The organism is Pseudomonas sp. p1(2021b) (genome assembly GCF_020151015.1).
Lineage (GTDB): Bacteria > Pseudomonadota > Gammaproteobacteria > Pseudomonadales > Pseudomonadaceae > Aquipseudomonas > Aquipseudomonas putida_K.
Genome location: NZ_CP083746.1, coordinates 5,156,282 through 5,182,934, shown reverse-complemented (window position 1 = coordinate 5,182,934; position 26,653 = coordinate 5,156,282). Strand labels below are relative to the sequence as shown.

Here is a 26,653-nt window from a genome sequence, read left to right as displayed (position 1 = left end):
GCCCCGTCAATTGGCAGGGCAATCCGCAAAGACAAAGCAGGCCGATTATCCCCTGGCGGTATACCCCCAGGCAGAGTCAAAGGCAAAGCTAGGGGGGAAATCTAGCGGGTACCCCGATTTGAGGGCAGAATCACCAGCTTCACCTACGTTGCACTGGGTTGAGGGGCAGTTTGAAACTGCTATCTAGCGCGACAGCGACCATCGCCGCCATGAGCAAGAGCACAGGTGCGCCTTGAGTACTCAGCACAAAGGCCGTAGCAAACGGCCCCGTGGCCTGCGCCAAGACCATTGGGCGAGCTAATGCTCCCATGCGTGCGCGATACCCTTGCCAAACAGCACCAGAGGCAAGATGACTCTGGCAATAGTGAGAATCCCGATGCCGGCGCCCTACAGCGCTGCTGCAGGGAATGCCAGCCAAGGCACGCCAGGAATGAATAAGCAGATGCCGATGAAGCTCACCAACACGCCGGCACGGCCGACCAGGTTGGGTGAAGATGCCGAGCAAGCGAGAACTCCAATACTCTTGCCACCACCTGGGCCGGCCCAAGGACCATCCCCACCGTCAACACCGTGACCGTTGGAAGGCCAAGTTCCTTGAGCGAGGTGAGAAGATGCACAGAGAGGGTGGCCATGACGAAGGCAATGACCGTGAGTAGCCCTGCAACGAACCAGAAAAGCCGGCGGGCGCCATCATCGTTGAGCGGCGACTGAGCCTGCTTGGTGCTGTAGTCGGGAGGTTAACCTCATCGCCGGCGCACAGTATCAGAGGTAAGCCATGGCGCTGTTAAAAACAATGTCCGCTGAGCGTGCGTCAGCTCTGGCATACGCTTGGCCTTCCGTTACCTGTTGATAATCTATGCTATACCTTATGTCCAGCACACCTCATACGTTTAGTGAGGAAACGCGCGCTAAGGGTCAAAAACAGTATGGCTCGACTTACATGCATGATCCCTGGCTCTGTTTTCATGACTAAGTAGCGGGCGATCAACGCTTCTCAAGCACATAGCCCACACCGCGAAGCGTATGGATCAGCTTCGTCTCGAAAGGGTCATCGATCTTGGCTCTAAGTCTTCGAATCGACACTTCTACAACGTTTGTATCGCAGTCGAAGTTCATATCCCAGACCTGTGAGATGATCTGTGTGCGGCTGAGCACCACGCCGGTATTGCGCATTAGGTAGTGCAGAAGTGCAAACTCTTTCGTCGTCAGATCAATACGCTGGCCGTCCCTGAAGGCCCTGTGACGGCTCTGGTCTAGCTCCAGGTCAGCGACACGAATGATCTCCACAGATGCAGGGTGTTCAGACCTGCGCATTAAGGCGCGAACCCGGGCTAGCAGTTCTGGGAACTCAAATGGTTTGATCAGGTAGTCATCTGCACCGTTCTCCAAACCCCGGACCTTATCTGCCAAACGACTTCTCGCCGTGAGCATCATGATGCGGGAGGGGCAATTTTTACGCCTCAAAAGCTCAAGTACCTGCCACCCATCCATTTCTGGCAGATTGATATCAAGAATAATCAACTCGTATTCGTGTTGCTTGGCTAGGAATAGCCCATCTGACCCGGTATGCACGCAATCGACGACATAACCGCATTCTGTAAGGCCTTGACGCACATATTCCGCAGTTTTTACTTCGTCCTCAATTACCAGAATTCGCATGGGATTTTGTCTCGATATCACTGAGCAATTAACCGCGCACGCGCGCCGGCATTATTGAAAGGAATGGTAAATCAAAATGAGCTGGGTGGGGCCTAAATGACGGATTTGTAATTTCCAGGTAATATGATTGATAGTCTGGAGGTATATCTTTTCGCGGTTTGGGTTCGACAGGTGCGGGCCCTCTCTCCAATAGGTAATTTGACCTTATGAAGTATGTGGTTGTTTTCTTCTTTGTGTTGAGTTTGTTCCGTTCAGATGACGGCGAAGTTACTCATGTCGAGGAAACTGGTCATTGGTGCAGCCATGAGTTTCACCGGCATGCAATGCGTACACTCGAACGGTTGATTGAATTTTAGGTAAAAAAAAGGCGCCCAAAGGGCGCCAAATATCCACCTTTTACCAAAGGAGCACTTAAGCCACTCAAGGTGAATTCGTAATGCACATTTTTCTGAAGAGACCAGTTTACGAATAAACTGATCCCCTTAGAGAATCACAGGATCGAAAGCGGGTACTCAATGATCACACGAGTTTCATCCAGATCCGATTCGAATGCAGTGGCACGCGTGGTGGCCTGGCGCAACCGGAAGGACAGGTCTTTTGCTGGACCAGTTTGCACGACATATTTAACCTCTACGTCACGCTCCCAACGTTTCTGATTGGTGAGCGGATCACCGTTGGCGTCGGTGCGCATGTAGAACTGGTTGGCGTTCGAGTAGTCTGCGCCCGAGCCTCTAGCGTAGCGGGTCATGAACGTCAGACCAGGAATGCCGTAGCTGGTGAAGTTCAGGTCGTAGCGCAGCATCCAGGAACGCTCTTTCGGCGAGTTGAAGTCGCTGTACTGGATAGAGTTGTCGACGAAAATCGAGTCTGACTGACGCAGGTAGTCGAAATCATCGTCGCCGTTGTTGCGTTGGTGCGACAGGGCCAGGGTGTGAGCGCCGTAACGGACCCCGACCTTGGCACTCCAGATATCGTTGTCAAACTCGCCTAGGCGCTGCTTCCCTTCATCCACGGCTTTGTAATAGTTGAAGCCGCCAATCAGCGCAAGGTCGTCATTCAGTGGATAGGCGAAGCTGGTGCCAGCGTAGTACTGGTTCCAGACTTCTTTCAACTGACTGGCGTATACGCTCACGGTCCAGTTATCGTTGATCGCGTAATCACCGCCACCGTAGCCTACCCAAGGCGAGTTAACCGGGCCACCGTAGAAAGTTGCGAAGTTATCATTCAGATTGCTGGAGACCGGCTGGCTCATCGCATGCAGTCGGCCACCCTGCAGGGTGAGGCCCTGGATGCTGGTGTTCTCAACGGTCACACCGCGGAAGCTTTCAGGCAACAGGCGCGAGTCGCCTGATGCAACAACTGGCGTCGACGGGAAAACATCACCCACTTTCACGACCGTATCAAACAAGCGAACTTTAGCCGCCCCGCCAACCTTGGTGTATTCGTCGCGAGCTTCGCCTTTGTTATCAACAGGCATGACGTCGAATGAACTACGACCGCCGTTGCGCCCGTCACCAGTATCGAGCTTAAGCCCTATCATGGCAAAGGCATCAACACCAACGCCGACCGTCCCTTGGGTAAAACCAGAGTTGAATTTGGTGATGATCCCGTGCGCCCAGGCCTCGGAGTAGCCATTGGTGTTGCCCTTGCCGCTGTTGTAAGTGGGAGCTGAGCTGTCGCGGTTATCACGATTGAAATAGAAGTTGCGGTTGAGCACTGTAAGGCTGCTACCTTCGATGAAACCTTCGGGCTTATCTTCAGCTTGAGCAGTAACTGCATAGCTTCCAGACAGCGCCGAAACTGCCGCCAAATACAGTGGTACTTTGATTTTCATCCGATGCTCCTTTGATTTACGGCAGTTTTTATTATGTTTCCGGCGCGGGTGTCGTTATAAGTTCTGAGCCGGCGGCGCGCCTCGCGTAGCGCCGAGCTCATATTTGCAGGCGGAAGATAACGGGATGGTGATAGGAAAATTACAATTTCGTCATCTGGTCGTTATTTTGGTCATTGACGCCGCATGCTAGCCATCTCTCGCGTTCGCAATGAAATTCGGTGGTTCGACTGTGTCATCAGCGTTTTCGGGCATTACAAGCTTTTCTTACGAAATTGTAATTTTCTAGCCACCCCTCTGATAGCTACCGCTCTTTAGAGTGCCATCACCTAATCCAGTGGGGCTTGGCAGCTATTTCGGCGTTCTGGCCAAGCTAACGAAGTTTGTGCACGAGGACCAAGAAAGTGCTCCGGTATAACCGCAATGTCTTATCCAAGACCTACGTCTCACCGTGGAAAATTGCCGCTCTCTGTGCGGTGATTTCCGGGTTGCTGGCACCCACCGCATTTGCCCAAAGCATCAGCTTGCCCCAAGCGCTGTCGACGGCAATGGATGCCAACCCAGACCTCGCGGCGGCACGTCAGGAAATCGGCATCGCGGACGGTGCGCGCAAGCAAGCCGGGCTGATTCCAAACCCCGAAATCTCGTATGAGATGGAGGACACACGGCGTAACACCAGCACAACGACCGTTACGCTAAGTCAGACCTTGGAGCTCGGTGGTAAGCGGGGAGCCCGCGTAGATGTCGCCACATACGGCCAGAGTGTTGCACAACTGGAACTGGACCGACGCGTGAATGGTCTGCGTGCAGACGTCGTGCAGGCGTTTTACGCTGCATTACGAGCCCAAACCGGACTCGACCTCGCTAAACAATCCCTTGAACTTACTGAGCGCGGCCTTCGCATTGTCGATGGTCGAGTTCGCGCAGGTAAATCTTCACCTGTGGAGGCTACCCGCGCCCAGGTTCAACTGGCTGAAGCCCGGTTGCAGGTCCGTCGCGCCGAAACGGAAAAAGCGAATGCTTACCAGCAACTCGCCCAAGTCACGGGGAGTTCTGTGACCATATTCGATCGCCTTGAATCACCAACCTTGTCTCCTGGCTTGCCGCCGCGCACTGAAGAGTTGCTGGCAAAGCTCGATCAGACTCCGGAAATGCGGCAGGCAGTGGTGGAGATTGATAAGAGCGATGCCTCGCTTGGCGCAGAAAAAGCTCAGCGTATTCCAAACCTCACGGTAAGCGTGGGTAGCCAGTACGACCGCTCGGTGCGCGAGCGAGTCAATGTCGTTGGTCTGTCCATGCCTTTGCCGCTGTTTGATCGTAACCAAGGCAACATTCTTTCCGCTTCTCGACGTGCCGATCAGGCCCGCGACCTGCGTAACGCTGTCGAGTTGAGATTGCGCGCCCAAACCCAAACCGCGCTGAACCAGTGGTCCACCGCCATGCAAGAAGTTGAGTCCTACGACAAGACCATTCTGCCCTCAGCCCAGCAGGCCGTGGATACCGCAACCCGCGGATTCGAGATGGGGAAATTCGGCTTTATCGAAGTACTGGACGCCCAGCGCACCTTGATCCTTGCTCGTGGCCAGTATCTCGACTCGCTGGCAGCGGCGACCAATGCGCGTGCGCAAGTAGAAAGGGTTTATGGCGAAGTAGGCTCGACCGCCGGCGCACGCTGAACGGGGCATACATTTTTCTCGGCACTCGGCGTTTAAACCTGCCGGTGCCTACGATCAGCAGGAGTAGCAATGGAAAACAAACGCAAGATCGCCCTCGCGGTAGCCGCTGTGGCAATCCTTGGATTTGGCAGCCTCGCCTGGAACAGCAGTTCCGATCAACAAGCGGCGACTAACGCAGAACATGGTGCTGACGATGGTCATGGCCATGACAAGAAGGCCGGATCAGCTAACAAAGAGAACAGTGAAGCGGAGCATAGTGAAGATGGGCACGGTGAAGAAGGTCATGGCGAGGAGGGCCACAGTGAAGAGGGCGGTGAGGAAGAAGGTAAGCTAACCCTTAGTGCTGAACAGATCAAAGCAGCTGGCGTGACTCTGGAATCGGCAGCGCCTCGTGATTTGGGAACCGTCGTGAGCTTCCCGGGTGAGATTCGTTTTGACGAGGACCGCACTGCGCACGTTGTTCCTCGCGTTCCAGGCGTTGTCGAAACAGTCCAGGCGAATTTGGGTGAGTCCGTCAAGAAGGGTCAAGTCCTTGCGGTGATTGCCAGCCAGCAGATCTCTGACCTGCGCAGCGAGCAACAAGCCGCTCAGCGTCGTGTCGAACTTGCGCGCGTGACTTTTAGCCGAGAGAAGCAGCTCTGGCAGGACAAGATTTCTGCGGAGCAGGACTACCTCCAGGCTCGCCAGGCGCTGCAGGAAGCCGAAATCTCTCTGGCCAACGCCAAGCAAAAAGTCAGCGCGATCGGTGCCTCGGTCAATTCGGTAGGCGGTAACCGTTACGAACTCAGGGCTCCCTTTGACGCCGTAGTGGTGGAGAAACACTTGACCGTCGGGGAAGTCGTCAGCGAGGCGACTAACGCCTTTATTCTGTCCGACCTTAACCAAGTTTGGGCCACTTTCGCTGTACCGCCTACCGATTTGGCCAAGGTCACTACCGGCCGCGCCGTGAAGGTTTCCTCACCTGACATGAACGTGGAGGTCGAGGGCAAGGTGGGTTATGTCGGCAGCCTGTTGGGCGAGCAAAACCGAGCAGCGACCGTCCGCGTTACGTTGACCAATCCCAACGGGGCCTGGCGTCCTGGTCTTTTCGTGAACATCGCAGTCACGTCCCAGACTGATCGCGTGGCGGTGGCTGTCCCGGAACACGCCGTGCAGACCGTTGAGGACAAACCATCGGTCTTCGTACGCACCGCCGAGGGCTTCGACACCCGCCCAGTAAAGCTGGGCCGCCGTGACAGTGGGTACGTGGAAATCACGGACGGCATCGAAGCGGGCGCTCAAGTGGCTACCAATGGCAGCTTCACACTCAAGTCTGAGCTCGGCAAAGCCTCTGCCGAGCACAGTCACTGATGCGAACTGACAGGATGATTTCTTATGTTTGAACGTATCATCAGATTTGCCATTGAACAGCGGATCGTTGTAATGATCGCTGTCCTGATCATTGCCGGTATCGGCATCTACAGCTACCAAAAGCTGCCGATCGATGCCGTTCCTGACATTACCAACGTCCAGGTGCAGATCAACACTGCAGCGCCTGGCTATTCCCCATTGGAAACCGAGCAACGGATCACGTTTCCAGTTGAAACGGCCATGGCTGGTCTTCCAGGTCTTCAGCAGACCCGTTCGCTGTCTCGCTCGGGCCTGTCTCAGGTGACCGTGATTTTCAAGGACGGCACCGACATCTTCTTTGCCCGCCAGCTGATCAATGAGCGGCTACAGGTTGCAAAGGAACAGCTGCCAGAGGGCGTAGATGCCGTCATGGGCCCGGTCTCAACCGGCCTCGGCGAAATTTTCCTGTGGACCGTTGAAGCCGAAGAGGGCGCGGTCAAAGAAGACGGTACGCCCTACACGCCCACCGACCTGCGGGTAATCCAGGACTGGATCATCAAGCCTCAGCTGCGCAACGTACCTGGCGTGGCAGAGATCAATACCATCGGTGGCTTTGCCAAGCAGTTCCTGGTTGCGCCGGATCCGAAGCGCCTGGCTACCTACAAGTTGACCCTGAATGATCTGGTAGCCGCGTTGGAAAGCAACAACGCCAACGTAGGCGCCGGTTACATCGAGCGTAATGGTGAGCAGTTGCTCATTCGTGCACCGGGCCAAGTCGGCAACATCGAAGACATCGCCAACATCGTAATCACCAGTGTGGATGGTGCACCGATTCGCATCAGCAACGTCGCCGACGTCAGCATCGGTAAGGAGCTTCGTACTGGTGCTGCCACTGAGAATGGCCGCGAGGTCGTGCTCGGTACAGTATTCATGCTGATCGGTGAGAACAGCCGCACTGTGTCCCAAGCTGTCGCAGCGAAGCTTGCGGACATCAACCGTACTCTGCCAAAGGGCGTGGTTGCGGTCACCGTTTACGATCGTACCAACTTGGTTGAAAAAGCCATTGCGACGGTGAAGAAGAACTTGGTTGAAGGTGCGATCCTGGTTATCGCCATTCTGTTCCTGTTCCTCGGCAACATCCGTGCAGCGTTGATCACCGCGATGGTGATCCCGCTGTCCATGCTGTTCACCTTCACAGGGATGTTCAATAACAAGGTCAGTGCCAACCTAATGAGTTTGGGCGCACTCGACTTCGGCATCATCGTCGACGGGGCCGTGGTCATCGTGGAGAACGCGATCCGTCGATTAGCACATGCGCAGCACAAACATGGCCGTATGCTCACCAAAACCGAACGCTTCCATGAGGTCTTTGCTGCTGCCCGCGAAGCGCGTCGGCCACTGATCTTCGGGCAACTGATCATTATGGTGGTGTACCTGCCTATCTTCGCCCTCACCGGCGTGGAGGGCAAAATGTTCCACCCCATGGCATTCACCGTTGTGATGGCGCTATTGGGTGCAATGATCCTCTCCGTTACCTTCGTGCCGGCAGCGATCGCCATGTTCGTCACTGGCAAGGTCAAGGAGGAAGAGGGCGTTGTTATGCGCACTGCGCGGCTGCGTTATGAGCCTGTGCTGCAGTGGGTGCTTGGGCATCGGAATATCGCTTTCTCCGCAGCAGTAGCACTGGTCGTTCTCAGCGGTGTACTTGCCAGTCGCATGGGGAGCGAGTTCATCCCAAGTCTCAGTGAGGGGGACTTCGCTCTTCAAGCCTTGCGCGTACCTGGTACTAGCCTCAGCCAGTCGGTGGACATGCAGGAGCGTTTGGAAAAAGCAGTCATCGAGCAGGTACCGGAAGTTGAGCGTATGTTCGGCCGAACCGGTACGGCTGAAATCGCCTCTGACCCAATGCCACCGAATATCTCCGATGCTTACGTCATGCTCAAACCAAAGGACCAATGGGCCGATCCCGACAAGTCGCGGGAGGAGCTCATTGCCGAGGTTCAAAAGGCGGCAGCCAGTGTCCCGGGCAGTAACTATGAACTCTCCCAGCCTATCCAGCTTCGTTTCAACGAACTGATCTCCGGGGTGCGCAGCGATGTTGCGGTGAAGGTTTATGGTGACGACATGGATGTGCTCAACAGCACGGCCAATAAGATCGCCGCAGCGCTCAAAGCGGTACCAGGCTCCTCGGAGGTCAAGGTTGAGCAGACCACAGGTCTGCCAGTGCTGACCATTAACATCGACCGGGAAAAAGCAGCACGCTACGGCCTGAACATTGCGGACGTGCAGAATTCGATCGCGATTGCTGTGGGTGGTCGTACAGCGGGAACGTTGTACGAGGGTGATCGCCGATTCGACATGGTGGTGCGCCTGCCTGAGGCTGTACGCACCGACGTCGCGGGTATGTCTAGTTTGCTGATTCCTGTGCCTGCCAATGCGGCTCAGGGCGCTAATCAGATCGGTTTCATTCCACTTTCGCAGGTCGCTAAGCTGGACTTGCAGTTGGGCCCGAACCAGATCAGCCGCGAGAACGGTAAGCGCTTGGTTATTGTAAGCGCCAACGTCCGGGGCCGTGACCTTGGGTCGTTCGTTGATGAGGCGGCATCTACCTTGTCAACGAAGGTGGAAATTCCAGCAGGCTACTGGACCAGTTGGGGCGGCCAGTTCGAGCAGCTGCAGTCGGCAGCCAAGCGCCTGCAGATTGTGGTTCCGGTAGCCTTACTGCTGGTAATGACCTTGCTGTTCTTGATGTTCAACAACCTGAAGGACGGCATGCTGGTCTTCACCGGTATTCCATTCGCTCTCACTGGCGGGGTCGTGGCCCTTTGGCTGCGTGATATCCCGCTCTCGATCTCGGCAGGGGTAGGCTTCATCGCACTCTCCGGCGTCGCGGTACTGAACGGCCTGGTGATGATTGCCTTCATTCGCGGATTGCGAGAAGAGGGACGAACGCTCAGGCAGGCAGTCGATGAAGGCGCACTCACCCGACTGCGACCAGTGTTGATGACAGCCTTGGTGGCGTCCCTGGGCTTCATCCCAATGGCCTTGGCCACCGGTACCGGTGCGGAGGTTCAACGGCCTCTGGCTACAGTGGTAATTGGTGGGATCCTTTCCTCCACCGCGCTGACTTTGCTGGTCCTGCCGGCCCTGTATCATTGGGCACATCGCAAGGATGAAGACGGCGACGAGGCAGAAGCCGTAAGCTGATCCCCCCAGATACAAAAACCCACAACACGCGTTGTGGGTTTTTTGTTTTATATGAAATAGATGCACTTACCTTTCAAAATTGTAAGTTTCTCGTCATGCCGGTGATGCCTCTGCGTTGCTAAAGTTACGCCCGAGATGATTTGAATTTGAGAGGTTCCTATGAAAAAGCTAATTGTTGCTGCTGCACTTGTTATGTTCTCGATGGCTTCGCAGGCTTATACTTACTCTGAAAGCAAGCAGCTGCAATACATCAAGGAGCATCAGACTGCTGTAGCGAACTATGCCGAGAGAAATGGCAAACCGATGCCGGAGATCCAGGACTACAATTACGGCATGAAGATCGATGTTGCGAAATTCGTGCGTCAGTCCCAAGACCCGCGTACCTGCCAAGTTTACCCGCGATTGATGACCTTCGAGGACTCTCAGGGTACGCTTAAGACGGTTCGCTACTCCATGTACTCGCAATGCATCAACAACAAGTAGTAATTGCTGTGAGTAGAATACTTAGAGAATTCATAAATGCCAGGCAGTGCCTGGCATTTTTTATTGAGCTCGATGAACGTCATTTAGGCTAGATGCCTTAATGACTGCCCCTGGGTTAGCTGTGAAATAAATCTCAACTACACAACAGTAATGTCTTTCAACTGCATAGAGCAGTTTATAGTCTTGCCCCCCAGAAGGGACGAGTTATGAAAAGTTCGCTTGAACGCCCAGATGACCAAGCAGAGCATGAAGGGCTGAGCCATGAGCACGACGGCATCTTTGGCATGAACACCGAGCTGGTTTTCGCGCTGATCTGTGGTGCCCTGCTCGGAGCCGGAGCGCTCGCAGGAAAACTAGGGCTGATCGACTGGCTGCCGCTGGTTCTGTACCTGTCTCGGCGTTGCTCCTGTCCGGTCGGATCAATGAGGTTGGCCGAAGGATCACCAGGGCGCCGCCGCGAGCGTTGATACTGCCAATCATCGGCGTCGACATCATCTATGCCGGGGTGTTGATGCAGAGGCCTCAGAACCAGCGAGATGTCGTTCAGGCCTGGTTGAATGTGCTCAATCGGCCCCTCTGATCTACCCTGGTCGCCGCTCGAATTCCTCGGAGTTCTACAGCAGCGGGAAGTCCGAAAACATCCAGTACCCAGCAAAGTGGCCTCGTGACAGCTCATTCTACCTGTCCCGGCGCTTACTCGACAGCAATGCTGAGCTGCCTGCCAACCTGGGCTGTGTCGAGATCACCGAAGCGAACGCCAGTCAGCTGTTGCTGTGCCGTTGGAAAGACGCCAAGCAAGGTACCGAAGGTCTGGTCGGAGACAGTAATGCGGAAACGCCTCGTACAAACGAAGGTAAAATTCCAGACACAAAAAAACCAGGTTTTACCCTGGCTTTTTTGTCGATTGCTTTCGTCATTTAAAGTCCTATTTAACCGCCGTTTAGTTATCGGCTTGTTCCTTACCATCCTTGCTTTCTTTCTTTTGCTCTTGAGCGACTTGTTGTTTGTTCTGGTCCGAAGAATCGTCGCTCCATAAGCGAGCCTGTTCATTTCGGAAGTTTTCCTGGAACTGTTTCGCTCGTTCGTAACCACCTTCAGCGTAAGCGGTACCCACGAGACCAAGCAGCAGGCTGCCAATAGCGATAGATTTGACAAATTTCATTGTGTGCCTCGGTTCTTACTAGGCCTGCCTGACTGACGGCCTTTGTTGGTTTGTAGTTTAGGAACGCGAAGCTAACGACAAGGTGAGTCAATAATTACAATTCCGTAATTTAGGCGGCTGGCCGGATGCGCCCAATCTGCAAATCTGGAAGGATCATGTCTATCTCGCTTGTGTCGAGGCTGACTTCAAACTGTTCCGTAAATTACATTTTTGATATCTAACAAAATAAAACCGTGCGCCGTCACCGGCCGCTCTAGGAGATAGCCATGAATGACATAGAGCCTTGGTCAGTTGCCATCGGTGACTTCCGCCGAAGCACTGAAAAACTCACTGTTCAGCTCGATGAGCTGGCCTCCCAGACCAGGGCCTGCAACGCTGTTCTGGAAAAGTCGAACGAGCTGGTGGAGGAGGTTGACCTTGTCAGTCGGCAGATTCAGGAGGAGGTACGAAAGGCTGAGAAAGCCTGGTCCAATGCCGAAGAGGTCGTCATCCGCGCTGCGGCAGAGGCATATTCCGCTGCCGCTCGTGGAGTCGAGACCGCCATCCAACCGCTGATTTCGGAGCTTACTGCCGCGACAAAATTAGCGGATGCCTCGATCCTGGAGCTAAAGCGGGCACCGGTGCTGGCCAAACGTTATGTCATGGTGGTGGCGACAGCATTCTTCATCCTGGCACTGATCTGTGTGTACTCGACCATGCAGTTCATTGAGGCCGCCGGCAGTGTGAGCGCTCAGGAAAAAGTGAATGCCCAATACTTCTCCCACCTGTGGAGAAACGCCGTAAGCGGCCAGCCAACACACCTTCAGAATCCCAGCATTAAGGGCGATGGTGTCCACCTAAAAATACGTGGACACCATCGCCCTTATCGCAAGGATCACCATGCGCCAGCGCACCTCTTATCCAAAACCGTTCAAAGCCCAAGTCGTCCAGGAATGTCTTCAACCTGACGTGTCGATAGCCAGCATCGCGCTGCGCCATGGCATCAATGCCAACCTAGTGCGCAAATGGATTCCGCTCTATCGTGACCGCCAACCTGACGCGTTACCTGCATTCGTGCCGCTGACGATGAAGACTGAATCTGCGCCTGCGCAACCAACGTTGGCGCGTATCGAAATTCCGTTCAAACAACACACACTCACAGTGATCTGGCCCACTGTCGATCCCGATGGCTGCGCCCGCTTCATTCGCGGCCTCGTCAAATGATCCGTATCGATACCATCTGGCTGGCCACCGAGCCCATGGACATGCGCGCCGGCACCGAAACGGCCTTGGCCCGTGTTGTCGCGGTCTTCGGTGCGGCGAAGCCGCACTGCGCTTATCTCTTCGCCAACCGTCGCGCCAACCGGATAAAGGTGCTGGTACATGACGGCGTTGGCGTGTGGCTGGCAGCACGCCGACTCAACCAGGGTAAATTCCACTGGCCGGGTATTCGTCACGGCGCTCAAGTGGAACTGGACAGCGAGCAACTTCAGGCGCTCATCATGGGGTTACCTTGGCAGCGCATGGGGGCCAACAGCACCATCACACGGCTTTAGTGCTTGCCATTGGCATAACCGCCAATCGCCGCCAGTGCGGTGCTCTGGCACAATTGGCGGCATGACTTCCTTACCCGACCTCGACCAACTGACTCCAGCAGAGCTGCGTGCGCTGCTCGCGCAGACGCTGACATTGCAGTCTCAAGTCGAGGCGATGAGTCGCAAGATCCAAAACGACAAAATCATCATCGAGCAACTCACGCACGAGATTGCCGTTCTCAAACGCCATAAGTACGCCAAGCGCAGCGAACAAATCAGCCCAGAGCAAGGCCGTCTGCTCGATGATTTGCTCAACGTCGACCTTGAGGCCATCGAAGCTGAGCTGAACGCACTTCATCCCGACCCGGCCCCAAAAGAGCCAAGCCAGAAGCCCAAGCGCGCACCACTGCCAGCACAGCTTCCGCGTACGGTTATCCGCCATGAACCCGACAACACCCAATGCGCGTGTGGCTGCGAGCTTCAACGCATCGGTGAAGATGTCAGCGAAAAGCTCGATTACACGCCGTGTGTTCACGGTCGAGCAGCATGTACGTGGCAAATGGGCCTGCCGAGCTTGCGAAACCCTGATCCAGGCGCCGGTTCCGGCACAAGTCATCGACAAAGGCATCCCCACCGCAGGCCTGTTGGCCCATGTGATGGTGGCCAAGTTCGCTGACCATCTGCCGCTGTACCGGCAGGAAAAGATCTTTGGCCGCGCCGGCTTGGCCATTCCCCGTTCGACACTGGCCCGCTGGGTTGGGCAAACAGGTGTTCAGCTTCAACCATTGGTCGATGCACTGCGTGAAGCGGTGCTGGCGCAACCGGTCATCCATGCCGATGAAACACCGGTTCAGATGCTGGCACCAGGTGAAAAGAAAACCCATCGAAGTTATGTGTGGGCCTACAGCAGCACTGCTTACGCAGAGCTGAAATCCGTGGTCTACGACTTCAGCCCGAGCCGTGCCGGCGAGCATGCGCGTAACTTCCTGGACGACTGGCGCGGCAAGTTGGTGTGCGATGACTTTGCCGGCTACAAGGCCAGTTTCGAACAAGGCATCGTCGAGGTTGGCTGCATGGCCCATGCGCGCCGCAAGTTCTTTGACTTGCATGCGGCGAACAAGAGTCAGTTGGCCGAGCAGGCGCTTCTAACGATTGGTGCGCTCTACGAGGTCGAACGACAGGCCAAGGACATGAGCGAAGAAGACCGCCGACGAATACGTCAGCAGGATGCGGTTCCCATCGCTGAAAAACTGCATGACTGGATGCTGACCCAGCGCGAGCTGGTGCCAGAAGGCTCGGCCATCGCCAAGGCTCTCGATTACAGCTTGAAACGTTGGGTAGCGCTGACGCGCTACCTGGACGACGGCGCGTTGCCCATCGATAACAACCACGTCGAGAACCAAATACGACCGTGGGCACTTGGACGTGCCAATTGGTTGTTTGCTGGATCACTGCGCAGTGGCAAACGCGCGGCTGCGATCATGAGCTTGATCCAGTCGGCGCGTATGAATGGACATGATCCGTATGCCTACCTCAAGGACGTGCTGACACGACTGCCTACTCAACGGGCGAGCGAGATCGAGGCCTTGTTGCCGCATCAGTGGACGCCTGCTTAACGAGCGCAAGGTGTGTTCGCGGCTCGCTTACGAAACGCCAACCCAGAAGAGCAAAAGATCATAAAGTCGGTAATTCTGCGGTCACCTATGGACCCTGTGGTGCTTAGGCACTGAGGCATTGCATAGACAAAAGGCCCGTCGATTGACGGGCCTTTTCAAGTGGGCGCGCTTCAAGCAGCGGTCTTTGCCGACTGCTTTAGCTGGGCTTCGGGAAAGTGAAGGTGGAACCAGGTGAAATTTTCCTCGGTCACTTCCACGCTCGCCGAGCCTTGATGCAGGCTCATGATCGACTGCACGATGGCAAGGCCAAGACCGGTCCCCCCTTCGCTTCGTGCTCGGCTCTTATCTACGCGGTAGAACCGTTCAAACAAATGCGCATGGTGTTCCTTGGCGATCCCGCGGCCCGGGTTGCCGACGCTCAAGGTCGTGCCGCTACCACCGCGTTGCACTTTCACGTAGACCGTGCGACCGCGAGGGCAGTAGCGAATCGCATTTGACACCAGGTTCGAGACGGCTCGTTGAATCATCAGGCGGTTACCGCGCACCACGTCATCACTGCCAGAGATCTGCAGCTGGATCTCGCCATCCTCTGCCGAAATGCTGAAGAGATCACACACCCGCTGAACTTCATCGACCAGGGACACAGGTTCGAACTCCACCATGGATGCCGGATGACTGACCTGAGCGAGGAACAGCATGTCGGAAACCATGCGGCTCATGCGGTCCAGCTCTTCTGTGCACGACTCCAGCACTTCCCTGTACTCGGGAAGGGATCGCTCTCTGGTCAGTGCAACTTGGGCTTTACCCATCAGGTTGGATAGCGGCGCTCGCAGTTCGTGAGCAAGATCGTCAGAAAACTGCGAGAGCTGCTGAACCCCGTCATCCAGGCGAGCCAGCATGATGTTGATACCGTCGGCGAGCTCTTTGAGTTCTGCTGGCATTCCATTAGTCGGCAGACGATGGTCAAGACTCTCGGTGGAGATCTTCGAGGCGACTTTCAGGAACTTGGTCAGAGGCAGCAGACCTCTGCGTACGGTCCACCAGCCGATTGCGAGGATCAGCGCGATGATGAGCGGGGAAATCATCAGGGCCCAGGTGAGCAATGCATCAAGCAGCGCTTCATTGGACGACTGGTCCATAGTCATGTACACGCTGACTTCGGTTCCGTCGCCCAAATTCATGGTGCGAGAAGCTGTCAGCAAGGGGCGGTCCTGGGTGTCGCGCCACTCATGTTCCTTCGGCTGTGCGGATGGTTGAAACTTGTGCACCTCCACGTTGACCTGCTTCGAGCCAATCGAGAGCAGGGGCGTTTCACTCTGCGCCGACTCGAAAATGCTGACGTACAGGTTGTTGTGGCCCATCACCAGATCCACAAGCTGATGTGCGTCTGCGTTGACTCCTGAGATGTCGGAAATCATGGACAGGTTGTGAGCCATGCCCGCCATCTTCACTTCCAGGTCACTGCGGGCATTTCGCTCTAGCGCCTGACCCACCATCAGATACCCGAAGGTGGCGAACAGAAGCAGCAACGCTGCGCTCATCAACCCCACCTTTAATCCCAGCTTTGCAGCCAGGCTGAATGGCCTCATGCGCGTTCCTCAAAAACGTACCCTACGCCACGAAGCGTGTGAATGAGCTTGGTTTCAAACGGGTCATCGATCTTTGAGCGAAGGCGCCGGATAGCGACATCGATGACGTTGGTATCGCAGTCAAAATTCATGTCCCAGACCAACGAAATGATCTGAGAACGAGTCAGCGCTTCGCCCGTCCTGCTCATAAGCAGGTGCAGGAGCGTAAATTCCTTTGTGGTGAGATCGATGCGTGTGCCAGCGCGGAAAACCCGATGGCGCACTGAGTCGAGTTCCAAGTCGGCAATTTTCAGCGAACTCTTCTCGACTAATTCATCACCACGCCGCTGCAGCGAACGGATTCGAGCGAGCAGCTCCGGGAATTCGAAGGGTTTGACAAGGTAATCGTCGGCTCCGCCATCCAAGCCTTTGAGCTTGTCGTTGATGCGACCACGAGCGGTCAGCATGATGATGCGGACCCGGCTGGTTTTCCTGATGGTTTCCAAAAGGTCCCAACCGTCGATGCCAGGAAGGTTTACGTCCAGCAGAACCAACGAATAGACGTTAGTATTGAACAAGTGCAGGGCGTCAACACCATTGTGCACGATATCTACGACATACCCGCTTTCGGATAGGCCCTGCTGAAGATATTCGGCAGTTTTAATTTCGTCTTCCACAACTAGAACGCGCATAACTTATCTCAAGGTGTGAGGAAGGAATTGGCCTAATCCGCCAAGACTGTGGTTGCAGGCAGTTTGAAGGTTCGGCTGAGTGCATGACATCTGGTAGTCGCTACCTCTGTCCATACGCCGGGGTCACCTGAGGACGCTTGAATCTTAACGCGAAGACGCTGGCCGCGGCGAAATCCTACAAATTTGTAATGTAGCCGCAAGATTGCTGACAGTCATGACGGCTTTCCCTACTGAGCTTAGCGGATTCTGTGGCTTGCAGCGGTTATCAGTCCTCAGGACTGACAGGAGGATTCGGCCGAGAGGGGTGGCGTTTCTGCCAAGCTGCTCAGCATTTATGGCGTTCAATCCTACAAGCTCAAGCTCCGAGTGGTAGCAAGCCACCGATCGTTCGCCCCTTTGATAACGGGCTTAAACCGGCCAGCATGCATGGCTTTTCATCTTAATTGGGCAAGAATAATTACTTTACAATCTATTACATGTCCAAATTGTAATTTCACAATCATCTTGTCGTTAGCCGCTTTTGCTAGTTTAAGAACAGCACACAGGCAGCGCTGCTTTGGGCCAGTCTCATCTGAAGCAGCATGGCGGGAGTAACGATACCCTGCTCACGCCAATGCATTCACCTTGGAACCATACGCTCCTTTGGTAAGGTGAATTTTAGCGCCCCGCCATGGGCGCTTTTTTATTAATGGACTTCTCATGAAAACAACTATATCGGCTATTGCCGCGTTCATGCTTTTCTCTGCACTGTCGACAAATGCCCAAAGTAGCGTTCAGATCAACGACGATCTTGAGCAGTCTGCCAGGAAGGCTACAGAACGCTATGCACAGAGCGTGAAGAAACCCATGCCCGAGCTTGAAGATTACGCATACGGTATGGATTTGGACGTTGGCAAGTTGGTGTACGTCTCGCCTAGCGTGCGGTACTGCGGGAATGTGAGAAGCATGATGACTTACGAGGATTCCAAGGGCGAACTGCACATGGTTCGCTACCTCGTGAAAGGTGAGTGCATCAACAGCCGGTAAGCGGTGACCGAGTGCTTTCCTCTACACCCGACTCAAAGCAACTCGATGCCCAATCGCCTTAGAAGTAGGGCAAATCCTCCGAAGCTCGCCATGGTGATGAGGATGCTGGAGATAAGTGTTGGCCAGAATCCCAACTTGGGCAGCAGTGCCGGAAACGCGATAAACATCGGCAGCGTTGGAATCACATACCAGAACGTGTACCAGGCATGATTGGAAATCTTCTCCATGCTCTGGTTCTCCAAGTAGAGCCAGATGAGCGTCAAGACGGTGACCAATGGCAGGGCGGCAACCAAGCCGCCCAGCTTGTCACTGCGCTTTGCCAGCTCAGACACGATAATCACTATCGCGGCAGTGACCAGGTACTTCGTAATGATCCAAGCCATCGCTGAACCTACTTGAGCTAGTGGAGTGGATCTCCTGGGATCATTCGCCAGGCACTCACGACGTGCTTGGGGGAACCGCAGAATTCGGAAAAAATCGTACGCTAAGCTAACGGTGTTCTCGTGACAGCTCTTTGACTAGGCTTTCTAAGGGGTCGTCTCAGAAAACGGAAAATAAAGCACGCTAAGGCATAGCCGAACCTGCCAAGCTTGCTCCACCCTGTAGTGACGCGATCAGCGGGCAGGAAACGTTCCCCCTTCGCGCATGGCAGGCGCACACCAACTCAGACAGCACGGCCTCCATGCGCGCCAGGTCAGCCATTTTCTCGCGCACGTCCTTGAGCTTGTGCTCGGCCAGACTGCTGGCTTCCTCGCAATGGGTGCCATCCTCCAGCCGCAGCAGCTCGGCGATCTCATCCAGGCTGAAGCCCAGCCGCTGGGCTGATTTCACGAAGCGCACCCGCGTTACATCCGCCTCGCCATAGCGGCGGATGCTGCCATAGGGCTTGTCAGGCTCCAGCAACAAGCCCTTGCGCTGATAGAAACGGATGGTCTCCACATTGACCCCGGCCGCCTTGGCGAAAACGCCAATGGTCAGGTTCTCCAAATTGTTTTCCATATCGCTTGACTCCGTACATGAGTACGGAAGTAAGGTTACGCTATCCAATTTCAATTCGAAAGGACAAGCGCATGTCTGAACCAAAAACCGGGCGCGGCGCGCTCTTCACTGGAGGGCTTGCCGCCATCCTCGCCTCGGCTTGCTGCCTCGGGCCGTTGGTTCTGATCGCCTTGGGGTTCAGCGGCGCTTGGATCGGCAACTTGGCGGTGTTGGAACCCTATCGCCCCATCTTTATCGGCGTGGCGCTGGTGGCGTTGTTCTTCGCCTGGCGGCGCATCTACCGGCAGGCAGCGGCCTGCAAACCGGGTGAGGTCTGCGCGATTCCCCAAGTGCGAGCTACTTACAAGCTCATTTTCTGGATCGTGGCCGCGCTGGTTCTGGTCGCGCTCGGATTTCCCTACGTCATGCCATTTTTCTACTGATCGGAGTTCACCATGAAGAAACTGTTTGCCTCCCTCGCCCTCGCCGCCGTTGTTGCCCCCGTCTGGGCCGCCACCCAGACCGTCACGCTGTCCGTACCGGGCATGACCTGCTCCGCCTGCCCGATCACTGTCAAGAAGGCGATTTCCAAGGTCGAAGGCGTCAGCAAAGTTGACGTGACTTTCGAGACACGCCAAGCGGTCGTCACCTTCGACGATGCCAAGACCAGCGTGCAGAAGCTGACCAAGGCAACCGCAGACGCGGGCTATCCGTCCAGCGTCAAGCAGTGAGTCACTGAAAACGGCACCGCAGCACAACGGACGTCATTGTCTGGCGCCACAAACGATAAAGGATCTGTTGCATGACCCATCTAAAAATCACCGGCATGACTTGCGACTCGTGCGCGGCGCACGTCAAGGAAGCGCTGGAAAAAGTGCCAGGCGTGCAGTCGGCGCTGGTGTCCTATCCGAAGGGCACAGCGCAACTCGCCATCGTGCCGGGCACATCGCCGGACGCGCTGACTGCCGCCGTGGCCGGACTGGGCTACAAGGCAACGCTAGCCGATGCGCCACTGGCGGACAACCGCGTCGGACTGCTCGACAAGGTGCGGGGATGGATGGCCGCCGCCGAAAAGCACAGTGGCAACGAGCCCCCGGTGCAGGTAGCGGTCATTGGCAGCGGTGGAGCCGCGATGGCGGCGGCGCTGAAGGCCGTCGAGCAAGGCGCGCAGGTCACGCTGATCGAGCGCGGCACCATCGGCGGCACCTGCGTCAATGTCGGCTGTGTGCCGTCCAAGATCATGATCCGCGCCGCCCACATCGCCCATCTGCGCCGGGAAAGCCCGTTCGATGGCGGTATTGCGGCAACTGTGCCTACGATTGACCGCAGTAAGCTGCTGGCCCAGCAGCAGGCCCGCGTCGACGAACTGCGGCACGCCAAGTACGAAGGCATCCTGGGCGGTAATCCGGCCATCACCGTTGTGCACGGTGAGGCGCGCTTCAAGGACGACCAGAGCCTTACCGTCCGTTTGAACGAGGGTGGCGAGCGCGTCGTGATGTTCGACCGCTGCCTGGTCGCCACGGGTGCCAGCCCGGCGGTCCCGCCGATTCCGGGGTTGAAAGAGTCACCCTACTGGACTTCCACCGAGGCCCTGGCGAGCGACACCATTCCCGAACGCCTTGCCGTAATCGGCTCGTCGGTGGTGGCGCTGGAGCTGGCGCAAGCCTTTGCCCGGCTGGGCAGCAAGGTCACGGTCCTGGCGCGCAATACCTTGTTCTTCCGTGAAGACCCGGCCATCGGCGAGGCGGTGACAGCCGCTTTCCGTGCCGAGGGCATCGAGGTGCTGGAGCACACGCAAGCCAGCCAGGTCGCCCATATGGACGGTGAATTCGTGCTGACCACCACGCACGGTGAATTGCGCGCCGACAAACTGCTGGTTGCCACCGGTCGGACACCGAACACGCGCAGCCTCGCGCTGGACGCAGCGGGGGTCACTGTCAATGCGCAAGGTGCCATCGTCATCGACCAAGGCATGCGCACGAGCAACCCGAACATCTACGCGGCCGGCGACTGCACCGACCAGCCGCAGTTCGTCTATGTGGCGGCAGCGGCCGGCACCCGTGCCGCGATCAACATGACCGGCGGCGATGCGGCGCTCGACCTGACCGCAATGCCGGCCGTGGTGTTCACCGATCCGCAAGTGGCGACCGTGGGCTACAGCGAGGCGGAAGCCCACCACGACGGGATCGAGACCGACAGCCGCACCTTGACCTTGGACAACGTGCCGCGTGCGCTCGCCAACTTCGACACACGCGGCTTCATCAAGTTGGTTATCGAGGAAGGCAGCCATCGGCTGATCGGCGTACAGGCGGTCGCGCCGGAAGCGGGTGAACTGATCCAGACGGCGGCTCTGGCCATTCGCAACCGCATGACGGTGCAGGAACTGGCCGACCAGTTGTTCCCCTACCTGACGATGGTCGAGGGGTTGAAGCTCGCGGCGCAGACCTTCAACAAGGATGTGAAGCAGCTTTCCTGCTGCGCCGGGTGAGAAAAAGGAGGTGTTCAATGAACGCCTACACGGTGTCCCGGCTGGCTCTTGATGCCGGGGTGAGCGTGCATATCGTGCGCGACTACCTGCTGCGCGGATTGCTGCGCCCGGTGGCGTGCACACCAGGCGGCTACGGCTTGTTCGATGACGCCGCCTTGCAACGGCTGTGCTTCGTGCGGGCGGCCTTCGAGGCGGGCATCGGCCTCGACGCGCTGGCGCGGCTGTGCCGGGCGCTGGATGCGGCGGACGGCGACGAAGCGGCCGCGCAGCTTGCCCTGCTGCGTCAGTTCGTCGAGCGTCGGCGCGAAGCGTTGGCCGATCTGGAAGTGCAGTTGGCCACCCTGCCGACCGAGCCGGCACAGCACGCGGAGAGTCTGCCATGAACAACCCCGAGCGCTTGCCGTCCGAGACGCACAAACCGATCACCGGCTACCTGTGGGGCGGACTGGCTGTGCTGACTTGCCCCTGCCACCTGCCCATCCTCGCTGTCGTGCTGGCCGGCACAACCGCCGGTGCTTTCCTCGGCGAGCATTGGGTCATCGCGGCGCTCGGTTTGACCGGCCTGTTCCTTCTGTCCCTGTCGCGGGCGTTGCGGGCATTCAGGGAAAGAGAATGAGCGCTTTCCGGCCGGATGGATGGACGACGCCGGAACTGGCCCAAGCGGTCGAGCGCGGGCAGCTTGAACTGCACTACCAGCCCGTCGTCGATCTGCGCAGTGGTGGGATTGTCGGCGCGGAAGCCCTGTTGCGCTGGCGTCATCCGACGCTTGGACTATTGCCACCGGGCCAGTTCCTGCCCGTGGTCGAATCGTCCGGCCTGATGCCTGAAATCGGCGCTTGGGTGCTGGGCGAAGCCTGCCGCCAGATGCGTGACTGGCGAATGCTGGCATGGCGACCGTTCCGGCTGGCCGTCAATGCTTCGGCGAGCCAAGTGGGACCGGACTTCGACGGGTGGGTAAAGGGCGTGCTGGCTGATGCCGAGTTGCCCGCCGAGTATCTCGAAATCGAGCTGACCGAATCGGTCGCGTTTGGTGATCCGGCGATCTTCCCCGCCCTGGACGCCTTGCGGCAGATCGGTGTGCGCTTCGCCGCCGATGACTTCGGGACGGGGTATTCCTGTCTGCAACATCTGAAGTGCTGCCCAATCAGCACGCTCAAGATCGACCAATCGTTTGTCGCCGGGCTCGCCAACGACCGCCGCGACCAAACCATCGTGCACACCGTGATTCAGCTTGCGCACGGGCTGGGCATGGATGTGGTGGCTGAAGGCGTGGAAACATCGGCGAGTCTTGATCTATTGCGACAAGCGGACTGCGACACAGGACAAGGCTTCCTGTTCGCGAAGCCAATGCCGGCGGCGGCATTCGCCGTCTTCGTCAGTCAATGGAGGGGTGCCACCATGAATGCAAGTGACTCGACCACCACCAGTTGCTGCGTGTGCTGCAAGGAAATCCCGCTCGATGCCGCCTTCACCCCGGAAGGCGCGGAATACGTCGAGCACTTCTGCGGGTTGGAGTGTTATCAACGCTTCGAAGCGCGTGCCAAGACAGGGAACGAAACCGATGCCGATCCGAACGCCTGCGACTCGCTACCGTCAGATTGAGGCATACCCTAACTGGATGTCAGGCAGGGCCGCGCCGCTTAGTCAGAATAGAGTCATCTTTCGCATTTTTGACACATGCCTGCGAAGGTCATAGATTTCAGCCTGACAGAAACGGGGTTTGAGGCACAACGGAACAGAAGGAGCACTTAAGCCGCCTTCAACCAAGGAGACATCGTGCAGGGGCACCGCATCGGCTACGTCCGGGTCAGCAGCTTCGACCAGAACCCGGAACGCCAGCTGGAACAGACACAGGTGAGCAAGGTGTTCACCGACAAGGCATCGGGCAAGGACACCCAGCGCCCCCAGCTCGAAGCGCTGCTGAGCTTCGTCCGCGAAGGCGATACAGTGGTGGTGCACAGCATGGACCGGCTGGCCCGCAACCTCGATGACCTGCGTCGCTTGGTACAGAAGCTGACTCAACGCGGCGTGCGCATCGAGTTCCTGAAGGAGGGCCTGGTGTTCACTGGCGAGGACTCGCCGATGGCCAACCTGATGCTGTCGGTGATGGGGGCCTTCGCTGAGTTCGAGCGCGCCCTGATCCGCGAGCGGCAGCGTGAGGGCATCACCTTGGCCAAGCAGCGTGGCGCGTACCGGGGCCGCAAGAAAGCCCTGTCCGATGAGCAGGCTGCTACCCTGCGGCAGCGAGCGACGGCCGGCGAGCCCAAGGCGCAGCTTGCCCGCGAGTTCAACATCAGCCGGGAAACCCTCTACCAGTACCTCCGCACGGACGACTGACACATGCCGCGTCGCTTGATCCTCTCGGCCACGGAGCGGGGCACCCTGCTCGCGTTGCCAGAAAGCCAGGATGACCTGATCCGCTACTACACCTTCAACGACTCCGACCTGTCGCTGATCCGTCAGCGGCGCGGCGACGCCAACCGCCTCGGCTTCGCCGTGCAACTCTGCCTGCTGCGCTACCCCGGCTATGCGTTGGGCACTGACAGCGAGCTGCCCGAACCGGTCATCCTGTGGGTGGCCAAGCAAGTCCAGACCGATCCGGCGAGTTGGACGAAGTACGGCGAGCGCGATGTGACCCGTCGCGAGCACGCCCAGGAACTGCGCACCTACCTTCAACTGGCCCCGTTCGGCCTGTCCGACTTCCGCGCCCTGGTGCGCGAGCTGACCGAACTGGCCCAGCAGACCGACAAGGGCTTGCTGCTGGCCGGCCAGGCGCTGGAGAGCCTGCGGCAGAAGCGACGCATCCTGCCGGCGTTGAGCGTGATCGACCGGGCTTGCTCGGAGGCCATTGCACGGGCCAATCGGCGGGTCTACCGCGCCCTGGTTGAACCGCTCACGGACTCGCATCGGGCCAAGCTGGACGAGCTGTTGAAGCTCAAGGCCGGCAGCAGCATCACCTGGTTGACCTGGCTGCGCCAGGCACCGCTGAAACCCAACTCTCGGCACATGCTTGAGCACATCGAGCGGCTGAAGACATTTCAGCTGGTGGACTTGCCCGAAGTCCTGGGCCGGCACATCCACCAGAACCGCCTGCTCAAGCTGGCCCGCGAGGGTGGGCAGATGACGCCCAAAGACCTCGGCAAGTTCGAGCCGCAGCGGCGCTATGCGACCCTGGCCGCCGTGGTGCTGGAGAGCACTGCAACCGTGATTGATGAGCTGGTGGATCTGCACGACCGCATCCTAGTCAAGCTGTTCAGCGGCGCGAAGCACAAGCATCAGCAGCAGTTCCAGAAGCAGGGCAAGGCGATCAACGACAAGGTGCGCCTGTACTCCAAGATCGGCCAGGCGCTGCTGGAGGCCAAGGAAGCCGGCAGCGACCCCTATGCCGCCATCGAGGCGGTGATCCCCTGGGACGAGTTCACCGAGAGCGTCAGCGAAGCCGAGCTGCTGGCCCGGCCGGAGGGCTTCGACCACCTGCACCTGGTCGGCGAGAACTTCGCCACCCTGCGCCGCTACACGCCGGCTCTGCTGGAGGTATTGGAGCTGCGCGCCGCCCCGGCCGCGCAGGGCGTGCTGGCAGCCGTGCAGACGCTGCGCGAGATGAACGCCGACAACCTGCGCAAGGTGCCGGCCGATGCTCCCACCGCCTTCATCAAGCCGCGCTGGAAGCCACTGGTGATCACCCCGGAAGGCCTCGACCGGCGCTTCTACGAAATCTGCGCCCTGTCCGAGCTGAAGAACGCCCTGCGCTCCGGCGACATCTGGGTCAAGGGCTCGCGGCAGTTCCGCGACTTCGACGACTACCTGTTGCCGGCCGAGAAGTTCGCCGCGCTCAAGCGGGAACAGGCCCTGCCGCTGGCGATCAACCCGAACAGCGACCAGTATCTGGAAGAGCGCTTGCAGCTGCTGGACGAGCAGTTGGCCACTGTCGCCCGCCTGGCCAAGGACAACGAGCTGCCCGATGCCATCCTCACCGAGTCCGGGTTGAAGATCACCCCGCTGGATGCGGCGGTGCCGGATCGGGCGCAGGCGCTGATCGACCAGACCAGTCAGTTACTGCCGCGCATCAAGATCACCGAACTGCTGATGGACGTGGACGACTGGACGGGCTTCAGCCGCCACTTCACCCACCTGAAGGACGGGGCCGAGGCCAAAGACCGGACGTTGCTGCTGTCCGCGATCCTCGGTGATGCGATCAACCTCGGGCTGACCAAGATGGCCGAGTCGAGCCCCGGTCTGACCTACGCCAAGCTGTCCTGGCTGCAAGCCTGGCACATCCGCGACGAGACCTATTCGGCGGCCCTGGCCGAGCTGGTCAACCACCAGTACCAGCATGCCTTCGCCGCCCACTGGGGCGACGGCACCACCTCATCCTCCGATGGCCAGCGTTTCCGGGCTGGCGGCCGGGGCGAGAGCACCGGACACGTCAACCCGAAGTACGGCAGTGAGCCGGGACGGCTGTTCTACACCCATATCTCCGACCAGTACGCGCCGTTCAGCACCCGCGTGGTGAATGTCGGCGTGCGCGATTCCACCTATGTGCTCGACGGCCTGCTGTACCACGAGTCCGACCTGCGGATCGAGGAGCACTACACCGACACGGCCGGCTTCACCGATCACGTCTTCGCCCTGATGCACCTGCTGGGCTTCCGTTTCGCGCCGCGCATCCGCGACCTCGGCGAAACCAAGCTGTACGTGCCGCAGGGCGTGCAGACCTACCCGACGCTGCGGCCGCTGATCGGCGGCACCCTGAACATCAAGCACGTCCGCGCCCATTGGGACGACATCCTGCGCCTGGCCAGCTCGATCAAACAGGGCACCGTCACTGCCTCGCTGATGCTGCGCAAGCTCGGCAGCTATCCGCGCCAGAACGGCCTGGCCGTGGCCCTGCGCGAGCTGGGCCGGATCGAACGCACGCTGTTCATCCTAGACTGGCTGCAAAGTGTTGAGCTGCGCCGCCGCGTGCATGCCGGCCTGAACAAAGGTGAGGCGCGCAACTCGCTGGCCAGGGCGGTGTTCTTCAACCGCCTTGGGGAAATCAGGGATCGGAGCTTCGAGCAGCAGCGCTACCGGGCCAGCGGCCTCAACCTGGTGACGGCGGCTATCGTGCTGTGGAACACGGTGTACCTGGAGCGCGCCACCCAGGGGTTGGTCGAGGCCGGCAAGCCGGTGGACGGCGAGCTGCTGCAATTCCTGTCGCCGCTGGGCTGGGAGCACATCAACCTCACCGGCGATTACGTCTGGCGGCAGAGCCGCAGACTGGAAGACGGGAAGTTTCGGCCCCTACGGATGCCCGGAAAACCTTAGCGTACGATTTTTTCCGAATTCTGCGAGCCCCCCTGCTTCTGCTGTCGCCTATCCATCCTTACCTTTCCTCGACAACACCCCCCCGACGTTGGCGGCGGTGTGTTGATCAGGTGTCTA

General features: G+C 57.9%; 24 protein-coding genes and 3 pseudogenes. 20 read left to right on the top strand and 7 right to left on the bottom strand.

What is annotated here, in order from left to right:
* Positions 1–984 precede the first annotated feature (984 nt).
* Entirely contained in the window at positions 985–1,659 is a 675-nt protein-coding gene (locus K8374_RS24095) for a heavy metal response regulator transcription factor (RefSeq protein ID WP_013974882.1), read from the bottom strand.
* 490 nt (positions 1,660–2,149) lie between these two features.
* Positions 2,150–3,493, bottom strand: coding sequence for an OprD family porin (locus K8374_RS24090; RefSeq protein WP_013974881.1), 1,344 nt, complete (start codon positions 3,491–3,493; stop codon positions 2,150–2,152).
* A 401-nt stretch (positions 3,494–3,894) separates the two neighbouring features.
* Between K8374_RS24090 and K8374_RS24085 the strand changes: the two genes are divergently transcribed.
* From K8374_RS24085 to K8374_RS26355, 6 genes and pseudogenes are all read left to right on the top strand, one after another.
* Positions 3,895–5,166 carry a TolC family protein gene (locus K8374_RS24085; protein WP_080563836.1) on the top strand — a complete coding sequence of 424 codons (1,272 nt, stop codon included), beginning with the start codon at positions 3,895–3,897 and terminating at the stop codon, positions 5,164–5,166.
* Positions 5,167–5,235: 69 nt separating this feature from the next.
* Positions 5,236–6,516: an efflux RND transporter periplasmic adaptor subunit gene (locus K8374_RS24080; RefSeq protein WP_013974879.1), complete on the top strand. Its 1,281-nt coding sequence runs from the start codon at positions 5,236–5,238 to the stop codon at positions 6,514–6,516.
* 24 nt (positions 6,517–6,540) lie between these two features.
* A complete protein-coding gene (locus K8374_RS24075; RefSeq protein WP_013974878.1) occupies positions 6,541–9,702 on the top strand; it encodes a CusA/CzcA family heavy metal efflux RND transporter in 3,162 nt (1,053 codons plus the stop codon).
* Between the two features lie 159 nt (positions 9,703–9,861).
* Entirely contained in the window at positions 9,862–10,185 is a 324-nt protein-coding gene (locus tag K8374_RS24070) for a DUF2790 domain-containing protein (RefSeq protein WP_013974877.1), read from the top strand.
* Between the two features lie 206 nt (positions 10,186–10,391).
* A pseudogene (locus K8374_RS24065) lies at positions 10,392–10,580 on the top strand (hypothetical protein); the annotation flags it as partial.
* Positions 10,568–11,040 (top strand): annotated as a pseudogene (locus K8374_RS26355) (phospholipid carrier-dependent glycosyltransferase); the annotation flags it as partial. The pseudogenes K8374_RS24065 and K8374_RS26355, both read left to right, overlap by 13 nt.
* Positions 11,041–11,125: 85 nt before the next feature.
* Here K8374_RS26355 and K8374_RS24060 read toward each other — a convergent pair.
* The gene (locus K8374_RS24060; RefSeq protein WP_013974874.1) at positions 11,126–11,347 is read right to left on the bottom strand and encodes a hypothetical protein; all 222 of its coding nucleotides are present in this window, start codon (positions 11,345–11,347) and stop codon (positions 11,126–11,128) included.
* 266 nt (positions 11,348–11,613) lie between these two features.
* On the opposite strand from K8374_RS24060, the gene K8374_RS24055 reads away from it, so the two are divergent.
* From K8374_RS24055 to tnpC, 5 genes and pseudogenes are all read left to right on the top strand, one after another.
* Positions 11,614–12,294 (top strand): hypothetical protein, encoded by a 681-nt coding sequence (locus K8374_RS24055; RefSeq protein ID WP_224457470.1) that lies wholly within the window; start codon positions 11,614–11,616, stop codon positions 12,292–12,294.
* The gene (tnpA, locus tag K8374_RS24050) at positions 12,227–12,550 is read left to right on the top strand and encodes an IS66-like element accessory protein TnpA (RefSeq protein WP_224457469.1); all 324 of its coding nucleotides are present in this window, start codon (positions 12,227–12,229) and stop codon (positions 12,548–12,550) included. The genes K8374_RS24055 and tnpA overlap by 68 nt, the downstream gene beginning before the upstream one ends.
* Positions 12,547–12,882, top strand: a complete 336-nt coding sequence (gene tnpB, locus K8374_RS24045; protein ID WP_224457468.1) for an IS66 family insertion sequence element accessory protein TnpB — start codon at positions 12,547–12,549, stop codon at positions 12,880–12,882. Before tnpA ends, tnpB begins: the two co-directional genes overlap by 4 nt.
* A 61-nt stretch (positions 12,883–12,943) precedes the next feature.
* Positions 12,944–13,237, top strand: a pseudogene (locus K8374_RS24040) (transposase domain-containing protein); the annotation flags it as partial.
* A 64-nt stretch (positions 13,238–13,301) separates the two neighbouring features.
* A complete protein-coding gene (gene tnpC, locus K8374_RS24035; RefSeq protein WP_224457467.1) occupies positions 13,302–14,477 on the top strand; it encodes an IS66 family transposase in 1,176 nt (391 codons plus the stop codon).
* Between the two features lie 170 nt (positions 14,478–14,647).
* Here tnpC and K8374_RS24030 read toward each other — a convergent pair whose 3' ends face one another.
* Together K8374_RS24030 and K8374_RS24025 are read right to left on the bottom strand one after the other, a co-directional pair.
* Positions 14,648–16,066 (bottom strand): heavy metal sensor histidine kinase, encoded by a 1,419-nt coding sequence (locus K8374_RS24030; protein WP_013974872.1) that lies wholly within the window; start codon positions 16,064–16,066, stop codon positions 14,648–14,650.
* Positions 16,063–16,737, bottom strand: a complete 675-nt coding sequence (locus tag K8374_RS24025) for a heavy metal response regulator transcription factor (RefSeq protein ID WP_044047186.1) — start codon at positions 16,735–16,737, stop codon at positions 16,063–16,065. Before K8374_RS24025 ends, K8374_RS24030 begins: the two co-directional genes overlap by 4 nt.
* 699 nt (positions 16,738–17,436) lie before the next feature.
* Between K8374_RS24025 and K8374_RS24020 the strand changes: the two genes are divergently transcribed.
* Positions 17,437–17,763 carry a DUF2790 domain-containing protein gene (locus K8374_RS24020; protein WP_013974870.1) on the top strand — a complete coding sequence of 109 codons (327 nt, stop codon included), beginning with the start codon at positions 17,437–17,439 and terminating at the stop codon, positions 17,761–17,763.
* A 32-nt stretch (positions 17,764–17,795) separates the two neighbouring features.
* On the opposite strand, the gene K8374_RS24015 is transcribed toward K8374_RS24020, so the two are convergent.
* Together K8374_RS24015 and K8374_RS24010 are read right to left on the bottom strand one after the other, a co-directional pair.
* On the bottom strand, positions 17,796–18,146 hold the full coding sequence (locus K8374_RS24015; protein WP_044047185.1) for a DUF3147 family protein: 351 nt from the start codon (positions 18,144–18,146) through the stop codon (positions 17,796–17,798).
* A gap of 181 nt (positions 18,147–18,327) precedes the next feature.
* The gene (locus K8374_RS24010; RefSeq protein WP_003131969.1) at positions 18,328–18,762 is read right to left on the bottom strand and encodes a mercury resistance transcriptional regulator MerR; all 435 of its coding nucleotides are present in this window, start codon (positions 18,760–18,762) and stop codon (positions 18,328–18,330) included.
* A gap of 71 nt (positions 18,763–18,833) precedes the next feature.
* Between K8374_RS24010 and merT the strand changes: the two genes are divergently transcribed.
* The 8 genes from merT (at position 18,834) to K8374_RS23970 (ending at position 26,536) form a co-directional block, all read left to right on the top strand.
* Entirely contained in the window at positions 18,834–19,184 is a 351-nt protein-coding gene (merT, locus tag K8374_RS24005) for a mercuric ion transporter MerT (protein ID WP_003131974.1), read from the top strand.
* A 12-nt stretch (positions 19,185–19,196) separates the two neighbouring features.
* Positions 19,197–19,472, top strand: a complete 276-nt coding sequence (gene merP / locus K8374_RS24000) for a mercury resistance system periplasmic binding protein MerP (RefSeq protein ID WP_003131987.1) — start codon at positions 19,197–19,199, stop codon at positions 19,470–19,472.
* A 71-nt stretch (positions 19,473–19,543) separates the two neighbouring features.
* Positions 19,544–21,229, top strand: coding sequence for a mercury(II) reductase (merA, locus tag K8374_RS23995; protein WP_003156770.1), 1,686 nt, complete (start codon positions 19,544–19,546; stop codon positions 21,227–21,229).
* 17 nt (positions 21,230–21,246) lie between these two features.
* Positions 21,247–21,612 carry a mercury resistance co-regulator MerD gene (gene merD, locus K8374_RS23990; RefSeq protein ID WP_000995360.1) on the top strand — a complete coding sequence of 122 codons (366 nt, stop codon included), beginning with the start codon at positions 21,247–21,249 and terminating at the stop codon, positions 21,610–21,612.
* Positions 21,609–21,845: a broad-spectrum mercury transporter MerE gene (gene merE / locus K8374_RS23985; RefSeq protein WP_003132004.1), complete on the top strand. Its 237-nt coding sequence runs from the start codon at positions 21,609–21,611 to the stop codon at positions 21,843–21,845. Before merD ends, merE begins: the two co-directional genes overlap by 4 nt.
* Complete coding sequence (locus K8374_RS23980; protein ID WP_012314201.1) at positions 21,842–22,831, top strand: DUF3330 domain-containing protein; 990 nt, start codon at positions 21,842–21,844, stop codon at positions 22,829–22,831. The genes merE and K8374_RS23980 overlap by 4 nt, the downstream gene beginning before the upstream one ends.
* Before the next feature lie 174 nt (positions 22,832–23,005).
* On the top strand, positions 23,006–23,566 hold the full coding sequence (locus tag K8374_RS23975) for a recombinase family protein (RefSeq protein ID WP_010921730.1): 561 nt from the start codon (positions 23,006–23,008) through the stop codon (positions 23,564–23,566).
* A 3-nt stretch (positions 23,567–23,569) separates the two neighbouring features.
* Positions 23,570–26,536 carry a Tn3-like element TnAs1 family transposase gene (locus K8374_RS23970; protein ID WP_010921731.1) on the top strand — a complete coding sequence of 989 codons (2,967 nt, stop codon included), beginning with the start codon at positions 23,570–23,572 and terminating at the stop codon, positions 26,534–26,536.
* The last annotated feature ends 117 nt before the right edge of the window (positions 26,537–26,653 follow it).

Excerpts from the sequence above, each read along its gene's own strand:
- K8374_RS23970 (WP_010921731.1), top strand. The coding sequence starts at position 23,570 with ATGCCGCGTCGCTTGATCCTCTCGGCCACGGAGCGGGGCACCCTGCTC.
- K8374_RS24010 (WP_003131969.1), bottom strand. The coding sequence starts at position 18,762 with ATGGAAAACAATTTGGAGAACCTGACCATTGGCGTTTTCGCCAAGGCG.
- K8374_RS24030 (WP_013974872.1), bottom strand. The coding sequence starts at position 16,066 with ATGAGGCCATTCAGCCTGGCTGCAAAGCTGGGATTAAAGGTGGGGTTG.
- merP (WP_003131987.1), top strand. The coding sequence starts at position 19,197 with ATGAAGAAACTGTTTGCCTCCCTCGCCCTCGCCGCCGTTGTTGCCCCC.
- K8374_RS24025 (WP_044047186.1), bottom strand. The coding sequence starts at position 16,737 with ATGCGCGTTCTAGTTGTGGAAGACGAAATTAAAACTGCCGAATATCTT.
- K8374_RS23980 (WP_012314201.1), top strand. The coding sequence starts at position 21,842 with ATGAGCGCTTTCCGGCCGGATGGATGGACGACGCCGGAACTGGCCCAA.
- tnpB (WP_224457468.1), top strand. The coding sequence starts at position 12,547 with ATGATCCGTATCGATACCATCTGGCTGGCCACCGAGCCCATGGACATG.
- K8374_RS24015 (WP_044047185.1), bottom strand. The coding sequence starts at position 18,146 with ATGGCTTGGATCATTACGAAGTACCTGGTCACTGCCGCGATAGTGATT.
- K8374_RS24055 (WP_224457470.1), top strand. The coding sequence starts at position 11,614 with ATGAATGACATAGAGCCTTGGTCAGTTGCCATCGGTGACTTCCGCCGA.
- K8374_RS24090 (WP_013974881.1), bottom strand. The coding sequence starts at position 3,493 with ATGAAAATCAAAGTACCACTGTATTTGGCGGCAGTTTCGGCGCTGTCT.
- K8374_RS24095 (WP_013974882.1), bottom strand. The coding sequence starts at position 1,659 with ATGCGAATTCTGGTAATTGAGGACGAAGTAAAAACTGCGGAATATGTG.
- K8374_RS24070 (WP_013974877.1), top strand. The coding sequence starts at position 9,862 with ATGAAAAAGCTAATTGTTGCTGCTGCACTTGTTATGTTCTCGATGGCT.
- K8374_RS24080 (WP_013974879.1), top strand. The coding sequence starts at position 5,236 with ATGGAAAACAAACGCAAGATCGCCCTCGCGGTAGCCGCTGTGGCAATC.
- K8374_RS24075 (WP_013974878.1), top strand. The coding sequence starts at position 6,541 with ATGTTTGAACGTATCATCAGATTTGCCATTGAACAGCGGATCGTTGTA.
- merT (WP_003131974.1), top strand. The coding sequence starts at position 18,834 with ATGTCTGAACCAAAAACCGGGCGCGGCGCGCTCTTCACTGGAGGGCTT.
- merA (WP_003156770.1), top strand. The coding sequence starts at position 19,544 with ATGACCCATCTAAAAATCACCGGCATGACTTGCGACTCGTGCGCGGCG.
- tnpA (WP_224457469.1), top strand. The coding sequence starts at position 12,227 with ATGCGCCAGCGCACCTCTTATCCAAAACCGTTCAAAGCCCAAGTCGTC.
- K8374_RS24020 (WP_013974870.1), top strand. The coding sequence starts at position 17,437 with ATGAAAACAACTATATCGGCTATTGCCGCGTTCATGCTTTTCTCTGCA.
- merD (WP_000995360.1), top strand. The coding sequence starts at position 21,247 with ATGAACGCCTACACGGTGTCCCGGCTGGCTCTTGATGCCGGGGTGAGC.
- tnpC (WP_224457467.1), top strand. The coding sequence starts at position 13,302 with ATGAACCCGACAACACCCAATGCGCGTGTGGCTGCGAGCTTCAACGCA.
- merE (WP_003132004.1), top strand. The coding sequence starts at position 21,609 with ATGAACAACCCCGAGCGCTTGCCGTCCGAGACGCACAAACCGATCACC.
- K8374_RS24060 (WP_013974874.1), bottom strand. The coding sequence starts at position 11,347 with ATGAAATTTGTCAAATCTATCGCTATTGGCAGCCTGCTGCTTGGTCTC.